8 protein-coding genes and 2 pseudogenes are annotated in these 13,242 nt (G+C 37.4%); 7 read left to right on the top strand and 3 right to left on the bottom strand.

The features are described from left to right. The 5 genes from I3257_RS13625 to I3257_RS13605 all read left to right on the top strand — a co-directional run. Positions 1-258, top strand: a 258-nt coding sequence (locus I3257_RS13625) for a hypothetical protein (protein WP_238050099.1), incomplete at its 5' end; no start/stop codon positions are given. Positions 259-361: 103 nt separating this feature from the next. Continuing rightward, entirely contained in the window at positions 362-3,226 is a 2,865-nt protein-coding gene (locus I3257_RS13620; RefSeq protein ID WP_238050098.1) for a UvrD-helicase domain-containing protein, read from the top strand. Positions 3,227-3,539: 313 nt separating this feature from the next. Then, complete coding sequence (locus I3257_RS13615; RefSeq protein WP_238050097.1) at positions 3,540-4,724, top strand: hypothetical protein; 1,185 nt, start codon at positions 3,540-3,542, stop codon at positions 4,722-4,724. A 46-nt stretch (positions 4,725-4,770) separates the two neighbouring features. Beyond that, a complete protein-coding gene (locus tag I3257_RS13610; RefSeq protein WP_238050096.1) occupies positions 4,771-6,372 on the top strand; it encodes a hypothetical protein in 1,602 nt (533 codons plus the stop codon). 259 nt (positions 6,373-6,631) lie between these two features. Then, a complete protein-coding gene (locus tag I3257_RS13605; protein WP_238050095.1) occupies positions 6,632-7,981 on the top strand; it encodes a hypothetical protein in 1,350 nt (449 codons plus the stop codon). 511 nt (positions 7,982-8,492) lie between these two features. Here I3257_RS13605 and I3257_RS13600 read toward each other — a convergent pair. Further along, positions 8,493-8,912 carry a PPC domain-containing protein gene (locus I3257_RS13600; RefSeq protein WP_062846051.1) on the bottom strand — a complete coding sequence of 140 codons (420 nt, stop codon included), beginning with the start codon at positions 8,910-8,912 and terminating at the stop codon, positions 8,493-8,495. 253 nt (positions 8,913-9,165) lie between these two features. Here I3257_RS13600 and I3257_RS13595 point away from each other — a divergent pair, with 253 nt between their 5' ends. After that, positions 9,166-9,612 carry a hypothetical protein gene (locus I3257_RS13595; protein ID WP_025651568.1) on the top strand — a complete coding sequence of 149 codons (447 nt, stop codon included), beginning with the start codon at positions 9,166-9,168 and terminating at the stop codon, positions 9,610-9,612. A 318-nt stretch (positions 9,613-9,930) separates the two neighbouring features. On the opposite strand, the pseudogene I3257_RS13590 reads toward I3257_RS13595, so the two are convergent. Beyond that, positions 9,931-10,257: pseudogene (locus tag I3257_RS13590) on the bottom strand (DDE-type integrase/transposase/recombinase); the annotation flags it as partial. Positions 10,258-10,744: 487 nt separating this feature from the next. Between I3257_RS13590 and I3257_RS13585 the strand changes: the two are divergent. After that, positions 10,745-12,328: a Fic family protein gene (locus I3257_RS13585; protein ID WP_238050094.1), complete on the top strand. Its 1,584-nt coding sequence runs from the start codon at positions 10,745-10,747 to the stop codon at positions 12,326-12,328. Between the two features lie 604 nt (positions 12,329-12,932). Here I3257_RS13585 and I3257_RS13580 read toward each other — a convergent pair. Further along, positions 12,933-13,067, bottom strand: a pseudogene (locus tag I3257_RS13580) (IS3 family transposase); the annotation flags it as partial. Between the last annotated feature and the right edge of the window lie 175 nt (positions 13,068-13,242).

Below are 13,242 nucleotides of genomic sequence, written 5' to 3'. Positions count from 1 at the left end.
AGAGTAAGGCGTTGCTTATTTTTTTCAATGCTTTCTCAATTCTATACAGTCCCTAGAAATTTTAGTTTGCTTGCTAATGTTATAGAGAAATATAAGATCACTATAATTCTAAAAAAAATGTGCTTATCTAATTTTCAATCCTTCGGTAAAGAAACAACAGAGATACAACTTGATAAGATAACTTATTTAATCAGCCCTAATGGTTCTGGAAAAACTCTGAATATTAGAGTTCTAAAACCTGTACGATTACAGACATAGAGCTCACTACTGATGATGTAATTTAAATACAGTTTCGTGTTTAATTATTAAACATATATTTTAAAAAATAAATAACCATACACAATAATTTTTAGGTATAAAAATGACAGATATCATTACTGTTAAGCAGCTAAATTTCAATCTTTTAGGTAGGTTTTTTGGTAATAAGAGTTTAATGCTGACAGAACAAGGTCTGTCTTTAGAAGCTAAAGGACGCGCGAAAGAGCTTATATCGTTCTCTGAGGCTCAAAAATTCGTCTATTTAGAAGGCGGTATTTTTGGTGCAACGCTATACGTCTTTGACGGAAAAGACTTTAAGGGACACAAGTTTTTATCCAAAACAGATGCTGTAGCATTTGTAGAATCTGCCAACAAAAAAATTGCCCATGGCATACAGCCTCGCCTTATAGACTCAATCGACCGTTTTAACTCCCAAGTGCTGACTCTCTATCCTCGAGGGTCTAGAGTAGAACAAATCAAATCTATAGCAAACGATTTACTACCCTTCTATAAAGACACAAATACGCCATGGCACTATTTTAGCAACCATAATTTACATAGTGATATCCAGGCCATTTACAACCAACATCCTTTTACGCAAGAGGGATTAGGTACTTATCATGAAGTATTTAATTTAGAGCAAAGACAATCATTTTTCGATAACGTAGAATCTAACCCTTTAACTCATGAACAAAGGCTTGGCGTACTGCGCTCTAATGATAAAAATATGGTACTTGCGGCAGCTGGTACAGGAAAAACATCCGTTATGGTTGCTAAAGCTCTAGATCTTATTGATCGTGGCCTTGTCGTACCATCTGAAATATTAATACTAGCCTATAATAAATCTGCGGCTGAAGAGTTAAAACAACGCTTAGCTGATAAGGCAGATAATGCGGGTATAGAGCTAATGGAACACCCCCAAATTTCAACCTTTCATGCATTGGGTCGTGGCATTTTAAGAGAGTCTGGCATTCCTACCTATATGAGTGTTTTGACTGAAGACAGCTTAAAGTTAGATATGTGGGTGACAAACTGGGTAATAAGTTATTTAAGACAGAATCCAAAACGATTGCTTAGTTTCATCTCTTTATTTCCAGAAGCTGTAAATCCTTTCGACTTTAGCACTCAAGCTGAGTATGAGAACCACATTAGAGATAATGAATATAGAACCCTCAAAGGTGAGCTGGTAAAGGGTTATCAAGAACTAAAAATAGCTAATTGGTTGGCTTTGCATAAAATATCTTATGAGTATGAAGCGCCTTATGTTAGCAAGCGCCGGATTGATGTAGGTTTTGACTATCAGCCTGATTTTCATATTGTTAACTCTGATATTTACATTGAACACTTTGGTATTGATAGACAGGGGAATACACGTCCAGACATTGATAAACAAGACTATAACGAGTCTATTAAAAGTAAACGCGAATTACACAATGAGCTTAATACGACTTTAGTAGAAACCTTTCACTATGATTGGACTGAAGATGCGTTAGAAGAAAGGCTTGAAGAACGATTAAGAGCTGTTGGAGTGATTCCAAATAAAAAAGCTCTAGATGAAACCTTAAATGAGCTACTTTCAGAACTGTCTGCTAGTAATCAGATTGCTACTTGGAGCAAGATGCTGGTTAAATCGCTACAGGCTATTCGGTTTGAAAGATTGAATGAAGACAATATATTTGATCGGCTGAAAAAAGCTAAGATATCTCAACCAAAACAAAAAACACAAATTTTAAATGATCTGCATGAGGCTTATGTTGTAGAACTTGCAGCGAATAACTCTATCGATTTTGACGATATGATTATTCGTGCTATTGAGGTTATAGATAACAATAAATACAAACCTAAATGGAAATATATTTTAGTTGATGAGTTCCAAGACATATCAGCTTCTCGCATGGATTTTATAAACAGTATTATTGCAAAGGGCCCTGATCCTTCGTTGACAGTTGTTGGTGACGACTGGCAGTCTATTTATAGATTTGCAGGAGGTAAGCTTGAGCTGACCACTAGATTCAATGAATTGGTAGGGCCTCATAGCCTAACTATGCTTCAAAAGACTTTTCGCTATAACAATAGCATTGCTGATACTGCAGGCAAATTTGTTATGGAGAATCCTGAGCAATATAAAAAACATATTCAAACGCATGAAGTAGTAAATGAGCCACAAGTCTATTTGTTAGATGATGACTCTAGCAAGGAAAACGGTTTATACAGTAGAGTGCATGAGGTGGTCAATGAAATTAGAGAGAGCGACCCTAACGGTTCAATAGCCGTCATTGCAAGATATAACTATCTGCTCAAAGAATCGCGTGACTTTTTGGGGGAAAAAGATTCGAAAGGTATTAATTTTTGGAGCTTTTACAAGTCAAAAGGGTTAGAAGCAGACTACTGCATCTTGATTGGTTTTTTCCAAGGAAAGAGTGGCTTTCCTAACGGGAATCGTGAAGATGCTATTCCTGAAGCGTTACTTCCAACATTAGATCCGTATCCTCATTCTGAAGAACGACGTTTGCTGTATGTAGGTATCACACGTTGTAAAAAGAAATCTTACATTATTGCAAATCCGACCTCACCATCAGAGTTTGTCAGTGAATTACTTAAACCTAAATACGATATCAATATCGTATCTCAAGAATTTCAAGAGCATTATAGAAAAACATTCAAATGCCCTAACTGTGCAGGTGGCTATTTACGTCTAATAAAAGGCAGATATGGTGATTTTTACGGCTGTAGCTCTGGTAAAGGCTGTCAGGTAGGTAAAGCACGTGTATGTGAAGAGTGTGGTGCACCTTCTGTTGATAGAGAAAACGAGAGTAGATGCAATAATGTAGAGTGCGATAACTCAGCAAAAATCTGCAATAAATGCGGTCGCCCTATGAGAATACGCAATGGTAAGTACGGTAAATTTTGGGGTTGTAGCGGTTTTGGTATTTCTGGCGATCAATGTAAAAATACTATAAAGATGTAATAAATAAAAATTCTGTCTAGTCACTCTAATGCATACCTACTAAGGCGTGTCATCAATTAACAAGGTTACATTAGAATAATCTATGCCTATGGCAAACCAATCGGGCACTTTAATTAGTTCGGTTCCACTAATGGGACTCGAAATCAATGTCATTGACGCTTTCAAAGATACCGTTTTTAAGGGAAATTTAGCAGCAGTTATTATTACGGACAGTTGGCTAGGTGAAGACTTAATCCAATCATTGTTGGACTAGTTCCACTCGCTCCGAAACAGCTGAAAACATGAACGTTAGTTACCAAGCAGAGAGAATGTTATGTCCGAAGGATTGACTGAATCAGAAAAATTTGTGAACTCTATATGTGAGAGAGCTTTTCTCAATTTTTGGACTCATCCAAATCCGATTGGAAAAAAAGGAAAAGAGCTTTGCGATTGCTTAATTGTCTGTGGTAAACACATCGTCATCATTTCTGTAAAAGATATTAAGTACAAAGATACAGGAGATGAAGCGGGATGGAAAAGGTGGACTAAAGCTGCAATAGATAAATCGGCTTCTCAAATATGGGGTGCTGAACGATGGTTAAATTCGTCAGTTAAATTTACTAGGCACGATGGCCGACAAGTCGAATTGCCGATAAAGGAGAATCGAATTGTACATCGTATATCTGTATCACTTGGCGCACAACGTAAAATACCAACACAGTCAGGTGATTTAGGAAATGGTATCGTGCATGTCTGCGATGAGTTCAGTCTTGGAGCAATTTTTGGTCTATTGGATACGATTACAGATTTTGTTAGTTTTTTAACCGACGTTGAGGCTCTAATAAATAGAGCTAATATAGTTTTCAATGGTGGAGGAATAGAAGACTTACTGGCGATCTATTTATTGAATAACCATTCATTCCCTTATGAAGAAGCTGAACTAATAATAATTGATGATACAGTTTTTAAAGGATTCATAAGTTCTGATGACTACAGAGCCATTCAGGAATCTTATAAGGATTCATATTTTTGGGATAAATTAATAGAGCACTTTGTTGGCGATCTTCTTACAAATGGCATATTTGAGTATGGTACGAATCAGGCAACTGATAACCAATATGCTCTTATCCAAATGGCTCTCCAGCCCCGTGGTCATCGAGCCAATCTAGTCGATGCCTTTTCTGAATTTTTGCAAAAACCCGAGTTAAAAATTGCTGCAAGAGTAGTACTGGCACACCAAAACACAGCATTCGTATTCCATTTAGGGCCAAGTAGTGATCGAGAAGCTCGGGTTCAAGAGCTAGGGTTAAGGAGCCTAGTTGTTAGAGGTCGACTTCCCGATGTCAAAATTGTAGTTGGTATTTCCAGAGATAAGCTAGGGCCGTCAGTAGTTGGTTATTCCCATGATATTGTTTATGTGGACATTCCAGAATGGGATGATGATTTCGAGGAACAAGTAAATAAAATACAAAAAGAGCTAGGCTATTTTGAAAATGTATCTTGGGCTAAGAGGCCATAAAATGTTTAACGAGACGCTACTTTAGAACAAAGAAGGATTTTTAGATATGTCACAAAACCTTTTTGAAGACTTTATCGATTTTTTATCCAATAAGCACGGCGAAGAACTCTGGGTCACCGTTTATAAGCGCGATCCGATCAACAATACAGCTCATGATGGCGCAATGTATTGTGCACTTGTTAAGAAAGAAAAATCAGAACGTACAATGGAAAGACCTGGTTGGGATTTGATGGTAGGTAGTGGAGGACCAGGTTTTTGTACGTCATACGAGGATGGTGAAGAAATTACTACTTACTACACTAATCCAGACGATGACTTTTTGAGGCCAGTTCTGGTTCGTGACTTTCACGGTAGGAAAGAATATTACATTGAAATACTTGAAGAGTTCCGCCTTTTTCATAATTTATACCATGATAATGAAAGTGGTTCATTTATTAGTTTTGACGAAGTGGGTGACGAAGTTGAAGTAATAAAGGTCGAGCGCAATGAAGTAAAAATTCGAAGGCGATACTTGCGCTCTTTTATGGCTGCCCGTCAAATGAACCTACTCCTATATTTTGAGCTTACTCGGCACTACCGTGAAAGCGTTGCCTTTTCTGATGACATAAAGAATGAGTCACTTGTATATACGATCTATTCGGGTGACTCTTATTCGGATGGATACACATGCTTTTCTAGGATATTAGGAAAAAAACTAATTAGATGTGAGATAGTGGAAAAGTGTGGCGTATGGCCATTTGAGCCAGAGAAAGAATATCAGAATTTCATTATTGGTGGTGATACTGATGAACCTGAAATATTTTCTTGTAACCCTGATGAATTAGCTAATTATTTTGGTGCCAATCCAGATTCTCCACACTACTTAACGCCTGTATTTTTTCGAAAGGAAGTTATGCAGAAATATTATAGTTCTTCCGACTATAAAATTACAGATGGGTATTTAGATAGAACAGGCGCGTGGAGATTGAGATTTGACAATAACTCACCAAATCATGTGTCAGTATTTTTAGGTGATCTAGGTCAGGACCTACCTAGCAAGGAGCAGGTTTATTGGAAAAGCTTTAATTTAATACCCGATGAAAGAAAAATAAGTAGAACAAATTTTGAGCGGAGTTTTCTAGGCAATTTCTACGATGCAGAAAACCCAGAGCACAGATTCAAGCAAAAATTTAGAGATATTCAGGAATATTGGAATAAAAAATACGGGTGGTATCTTTTCTTACCGCTTTCAATTAAAGATGAGCATTTTTATGAGTCTATACGATCAATGCTAACCAACGATCAATCAGAATTTGATGCGCAAGTGCTTGCTCTTACAAAAGCAACTATAGACTCGATAAATGTTAAATCACTTAGAGATCACCTCGAAGTAATAGATAAGTCGATCAAATCTATTTCATTAATGGAAGTTCTTCTTGAAAGGTTAGAATCTCAAAATTTATCCGCTCTATCCAGACTGCTGAGAGGAGTTCAATCGGTTAGATCAACTGGTGTTGCGCATAGAAAAGGCACCGAATATGAAAAGACCATTTCCAAGCTGAAAATTAATGATGGGGATTACTCTTCTGAGTTTGATCAGCTTTTATTGGGGATGCTCTTTCTTTTTGATGAGATTATGAAATTAGATTTAGGGCGTGACACCAATTAGCACAGATATTTCAGGCTAAGCTATACCTATAGTGAATCAATCAGACGCTCTAAGTGGTTTGGTTCCCTAGTGAGGACTTGAACCTTTAGCTGTAGACTGATATGTCATTTCTTGAAACTGCGCTCTTCGAGGACTCTTACAGAGAGCTTAAAAGAAAAAAGATATAAACGATAAAGGCGGGTACAAAACTTCCTTTTGGGAGTCATGAAGCTTTATGATGTGCAGTGAAGTTTAAACTAATAATATGAAGGAGGGTTGAATGAGTATAAATGAAGAGCAGATGATGCTAGAAATGAGATTAATTCCTGAGGATTTAGATGGGATCAATACAAATATAAAAACCCTCTATGATATTTATACAGATTTTGTGAAAAGTATAAATGGCATGCAGGATTTAGCTGAGCATTTCGCTCGCATATTAAATTACTCTCCAGAAATAAATTCTGTTAAATGGCGTGTTAAAGACCCTGTTGGATTAATTAAAAAAATAATACGTAAGAAAAAAGAGGTCGGTAAAAATATTAAGTATGAAAATATAGATGTAAATAATTATAAAAAAATCATAACGGACTTGATTGGGTTGCGAGCTATATTTCTTTTTAAAGCTCACTGGTCATTGGTAGATGAATATATTTTCGATAATCTAAATGTTTGTCCAGATAGCCCGATCACTATTTACCATGCTAATGACGATGACCTTACGTTTTTCCCTAAATCGTCTTTACCGAAAAAACATGAAGAGTCAGTCTATACTTATGAATTAGAAGAGAAGACGGGCGCTCGCTATAGATCCATTCATTATACTCTGCAGGAACAAAAACCCAGTGGGTGCAAAATAGAACTGCAAACACGTAGTATTTTGGATGAAGCTTGGGGAGAAATTGACCATCATGTACGTTATCCCCACAACGAGCATGACCCAGAGCTATTGAGAAAAATGTCAATTTTAAACGGGCAAATAAGTGGTTGTGAAGAGCATGCTTCGCAGTCTTATAAGTACTTTACTGAGTTAGAACTTACTAAATTAGAAGCTGGTAAAACTGAAACACCTAAGATTATTGAAAATGAAACGGTCGTAAAGGATCTAATTGAAGATAGTGTTAGAGCTGAAGATTATGTAGAAGATGCAAAGAATGACGTTCCATATACAACAATAATAGATGATATCTCTATTAATTCGTTTAAAAATCAAGACCAATTGGCACGTCTATCTAAGATAATAAAATCAGCTTACCCTTTACGAGATTTTGAAGGTTTTGATAAAAGTAATAGCATTGCTAAAGCAATTGAAAACATGGTGTTAAATACCAAGCCTAACGGAAATGCGCTTAGCAATATCAAGGCAATGAAACTAGCTTCAGAGAGTGTGTCACCTTCTGCTAGCATTGCTAAAGCAATGGAAAATATGGTGTTAAATACCAAGCCTAACGGAAATGCGCTTAGCAATATCAAGGCAATGAAACTAGCTTCAGAGAGTGTGTCACCTTCTGCTAGCATTGCTAAAGCAATGGAAAATATGGTGTTAAATACCAAGCCTAACGGAAATGTGCTTAGCAATACCAAGGCAGTGAAACCAGCTTCAGATAATAAAAAAAACGACGACGATTAAACAATTAAGATAAATACGCTGAGGGCATGTCTTTCTATATGCAGAGGCGGTAATATCGCCAGTCATTTACAGCGTAAAACTCTAGATCAGTATGGGTTGCAAAAAACTAAAAAGCCCTCGACCAAATAGACGAAGGCTTTTCCAATGATTAATAGCACATGATATCAATTTATATGTAACCCATTATGCACTTACTTATCGACACCCTAAATAAAAATTTATCTAGGTTTTTGGAAAGTAGATCAAATAAATTTTTATTGCTATACATACTAGTAAATTGTGACTAGTTATTTATTAAGGAGGTTTGTACTTGGTAATTATAGTTTTATTACTAGTAGTCGCTTTTATCGGTTGGTCTTACATCAAGGCTAAAGTAAGAAAGCAAGAATCAGACAAATTTCAGGCTTTAAGGAAGCTTGCGAGAGCATCCTACATTTTGTGTAATTATTGATGAAAGCCACATAGCTGTTACACAGAATATAGGATGCTCTCCATTATTAAGCTTATATACCTATAGAATAGATAATTCTAGCCAATATGGAGGTGTTTTTCCTTTAGAAGCTTGAGAACGTGGCTGAAGAATACGCAATTCATATTTACCTGAATATGGAAGCTTGTAATAACCTTGGTTATCTAGTTCAGAGGAATATTCTCCTACATTGACAGAATCTGATAAATTCTTATTAAATAAATAAGAATCTACATTCCCTCCCGTTGTTTTAACAGAAAGCTTTTGGTTCTTTTTGGCATAAAATGTATAGGAATCGTACTTACTACCCTTTAATTTCCCATAATAGTTAGCTGAACTAGCGCCTTTTTTAAATTGAACATCAACAGTTTTAGCCACTGCATCTGAAGATGCGGCCATTACTGTAGGACTTACCATTAGAACAGGAAGCGCAATTAGAATAGCAGCAGTTAAGTTTTTCATATTTTAAACACTCAAACAGTAAAAAAACGATTTTATCTTACTCCACACTGTCAACCTTTATAGATATGTTATATTAGTATTACTGATATAGAGAGTACGTTGGTAAGTTACTGAATAAGGCCACCTGTAACGACCCTAACTTCTAGTTCTACCGTAAACCTACCTATGGTAGTAAAAACCTGAATTTCATCACGTAAACAAAGAGAACACTGCTAAATAGTGGTGTTCTCTTATTATATTTAAAGGAAAAATTATGCGTTCTTTGCTTCTAACGACAATGTGCTTAACGGGCAGCTTAGCTCTAGTGGCTTGTAATAACCATCGTGCCGACACCACGGATCTGAGTAAGCAGCCTACAATAGAAGTGCCGGTAGCGTCAGCGGCATTTACTGCTTTTGGAAACACCGCTAAAGAAAAAATTTGGCGAATAGTGATTGAAGGAAATGAGCTAAGTATAGAGGCGAATTTCTTAAAGCCAACGACAGCAACAGTTATCGTGGTGGGTTCTGGTTCTGTCAATACTGAAGGTGTCGAATACGCGAGTACTATCAATGGACAGCCTATTGTTGTGAATATAAAAAATAACCTTTGTATCGATGACAATGGCTATCAAAATGAACTTACTGCAATATTAACTTACGCAGGCGAAGTATATCAGGGTTGTGCCGTTGCCGGTGCAATAGAAATTGCGCCCACATAGAAGATAAGCCTAACCTATGAATAAACCATTGAAAAAATTTAGCCTAGTATTCTTACCATCATTTTTGTGGGTCGTATTAACTGGGCTAGGATTTGGCTCTCAAAGTCTATCTAATTTGATTGAAATTATAGGAATTTTTATAGTATCCGTGCTGTGTTTATTTATCCCAGAACGATTTATAAAATATCAACACCTTCTTCTAATACTCTTAATAATCACTGCCTTAGTGCGTTTTTTAACCCCATATATACCGGAATAATATTAAACCAGTTGGCTATCTGAACCGCCCCGACTATATCGGAGAGCGTTTTATTTGAGTCAGGCAACTTTGCCTGACTCATTAAGACGATCATAATATTGCTTTTCAAACTCAAAAGGTGATACATAACCAATCGTACTATGCATTATCATATGAATTACCCGCGTTCCAACAAAGGTAATAACGCCAGAATCAGCCATCTTATCAGTATAACGAATAGATAAATACTGAACGCCTCTATCACTACGATGAATAACGTCTTTTGGGTTGTTTCTGTCTGCAATGGCTTGATTTAACGCTGCCATCACCATATCGATGTTCATACGATTAGACACCTTCCAGCCAACAATACTACGGACAAACACATCTATAATAAACGCAGTATACCCCAAGGGAACCAGTTATTTTACCCTTCAAACCTATTAACAGACCACTTAAAACAGACTGGTATAATGGAACCACTTATAACAGACCGAATACAGTCGGACATGGAATGGTAAATTAACTGTCCATTATCTATAGTAATAAGTGAACTTGCTAATTTAAGAATAGGCGGCCATTTTATTAGGAATAATAATTCTTTATTTTTACTTGTAAACAGCTGATATATAAGGATTTACAAACGAGGCAAGAAGGCGTTATTTACAGAAACAGGAACTCTTTTACTACGTAGCTGTGTTAAGAACGGCGTATTTACCTCATTTAATTTCGATCCATTATTTCCACTAAACATACCCTTTGGTCTTGATCTAAACGTATCACTAAAGTCATATTAAAATCGATTTAATGCAGTAAGGCTTGATAATAACCATTATGTTGCAATCATAATCGCTTTTCTGCAAAATGGCTTATCTATAATCGCTTGAGCCACTCATGATAAACACCCCTACCTCAGACCCTATTGGCGCAGCATGGCTTATCCGTCATGCAAGCATCGAGCTGGTTGTCCCTTTATATGTCAGCAGTAGTATCGGTGGGCGCAGGCAAACCTATAAAGAGGGTGACGTCATCCATAACGCTTATCAGGAAACGGCGCGGCCACTGGACACAATTATTGCTCACTTACAGTTTCACATGCGTCATGAAGTACTGAGTTTAGAATTACTGACTCGTTTGTTTGAGCAGATAGGTGCGGATGAGGTACAAGCATGGGTAAACGCTGAGCCCACAGGCAGCTATGCCCGTAGAATGGCTTTCTTGTATGAGTGGCTCATGGATCAGCAGTTAGCAGTACCGAACAATTTAGGCGGTAACTATGTGGATGCTCTAGATGCTAAGAAGCTGGTTACTTCAAGCCCTGCACAGGTTATCAAGAACGCTCGCTGGCGTATCAATGATAATCTAGCAGGAACCCGTCATTTCTGTCCTCAACTGGTAAAAACAGAGTCGTTTACGCAAGCGGCAGCACTCGATATTGCCACGATGGTTGACAAGCTGAACGATGAATTTGGGCAAGACTTACTGATGCGCGCTTCCGTATGGATGACATTACGAGAGAGTAAAGCCAGCTTTACTATAGAAGGTGAAGGAAAAGAGTTAAAACGTATTGAACGTTTTGCCGATGTGATGGCACGACGTACCGGCAAGGGCGATATTCCACTTGATCCTGAGTCACTGGCGGAATTGCAACAAGAGATATTGGGGAGTAAAACGGTCATCCAGCAGTATGGCATCCGTCAATCCCCCGTTTTTGTGTCGCATACTCAGGTCAATGGCTTTAAAGAGATTGTGCACTATATCGCTCCACCTGCCGATGACATTGTTGATAAGTTAGCAGGGTTACAGGCATTTATGGCAAAGACCGAGGGACAATCGGCACTGATACGTAGTGCGGTTGCCTCTTTTGCTTTTGTGTATATTCATCCGCTGGCTGATGGTAATGGTCGCGTACATCGCTTCTTAATTAACGATGTCCTCAGACGAGACCAGGTCATTCATGAGCCGATTATCTTACCCATATCACAAGCCATTGCTGAGCACCCCTCAGACCGTCATGCCTATGATAAGATTTTAGACCGTGTGTCTGTGCCGCTCATGAAGCAAATCGGTGATCATTACTGTTTTGATAAACAGGCGGTTACTTACCCTGATGGTATTCGCTCAAACTTAAATTTTGAAGACAGTCACCTTATTCAACCGGCATGGCGCTTTATGGACCTGACGCCTCACGTTCAGTATCTATCAGGACTGATTGCTCATGTTATTGAAAAGGAGATGCATAACGAGTCACAGTACCTAAGACAACATGACCATGCACGATTGGCGATAAAAGAGATTATTGAGATGCCCAACAGTTATGCCGATAGAATCATTCGCAGCATGCTACAAAATAAAGGCGCTAAAAGTAATAAGCTACTTAAGGATTATCCGTTTTTGGCAAATGAGGCAGTTTGGGATGATATTTTTTCTGTCGTTGTAGAGACCTTTAAAGATGAGATAGATGATTTTAAGAGGTAGAGCAGACCCTGCTATACGCAGGGATGTGTGTCTTGATAGTCAATCTGGTGTGAATATCATCGTTACGATGATAATTCGACTATAAAAGTTTCGGCTGATATACCCTATCTTAAAAAGTAATCAATATTTTTCTTGACTCTATTTACGCTAATAAACTATCTAAAATAGAATATTATAATTTGACAAATTTTAACACAGACGCTCAAAATAATTTGAGTATTTGAATGTTACTTCGCTTCTTTAGCTATGATAGTTATCAGCTGCATCAGCTTTGTAAGTGCTAGCGTTGCACCTGATTTATTTTCTATATAAGAACGTAGTAACTTTATGCTTATGCTCTTGAGCAAATGCTATGAGCTCATTTTTGGCGCGTTTGGCATCTTGCTCTCGGGTTGATACTCTAATAAACATAACTAGCTCAGCAGTCTGTTATAAGTAGTCCCACTAAACCAGTCTATTTTAAGTGGTCTATTAATTAAAGAGCTTTTTTAGGTAATTCCGCTGGGGTATAGATCGCTAAGACAGGTGTGGTTTGATTTTTATCGTCATGCTGCGTAATCAAAATCTCCCAAGTTTAGTTATATGGATTTGACAGCAAGGGTCAATATTGTGTGATATCGTTGATTGCTGTAAACCTTGTTTTATAATCCTGATGATATACAAGTTCATTCTTCGACGTACCCCAGAAGCTTTCTATTGGAGCGTTGTCGAAACAATTGCCTTTACCGCTCATTGAGCCTGTAAGCTGCTACTCACTAATGTTACGATTCGTCCAGTCGTATAGATTGATGGTTTAATAGCTAATATACGGCACATGCTCATTACAGTAAAGATATGCCGATTAGTTTTTATAAAAACGTATAGTCAAGTCTACTTAAAAGTGTTATAAACTAATTATCAAACCTAATTGTTAT

The organism is Psychrobacter sp. Ps7 (genome assembly GCF_022129225.1).
GTDB lineage: Bacteria > Pseudomonadota > Gammaproteobacteria > Pseudomonadales > Moraxellaceae > Psychrobacter > Psychrobacter immobilis_A.
This window is presented reverse-complemented; position numbering and strand designations above follow the sequence as displayed.

Bases quoted from the DNA above. Each gene is read 5' to 3' on its own strand.
- I3257_RS13620 (WP_238050098.1), top strand. From the start codon at position 362: ATGACAGATATCATTACTGTTAAGCAGCTAAATTTCAATCTTTTAGGT.
- I3257_RS13615 (WP_238050097.1), top strand. From the start codon at position 3,540: ATGTCCGAAGGATTGACTGAATCAGAAAAATTTGTGAACTCTATATGT.
- I3257_RS13610 (WP_238050096.1), top strand. From the start codon at position 4,771: ATGTCACAAAACCTTTTTGAAGACTTTATCGATTTTTTATCCAATAAG.
- I3257_RS13605 (WP_238050095.1), top strand. From the start codon at position 6,632: ATGAGTATAAATGAAGAGCAGATGATGCTAGAAATGAGATTAATTCCT.
- I3257_RS13600 (WP_062846051.1), bottom strand. From the start codon at position 8,912: ATGAAAAACTTAACTGCTGCTATTCTAATTGCGCTTCCTGTTCTAATG.
- I3257_RS13595 (WP_025651568.1), top strand. From the start codon at position 9,166: ATGCGTTCTTTGCTTCTAACGACAATGTGCTTAACGGGCAGCTTAGCT.
- I3257_RS13585 (WP_238050094.1), top strand. From the start codon at position 10,745: ATGATAAACACCCCTACCTCAGACCCTATTGGCGCAGCATGGCTTATC.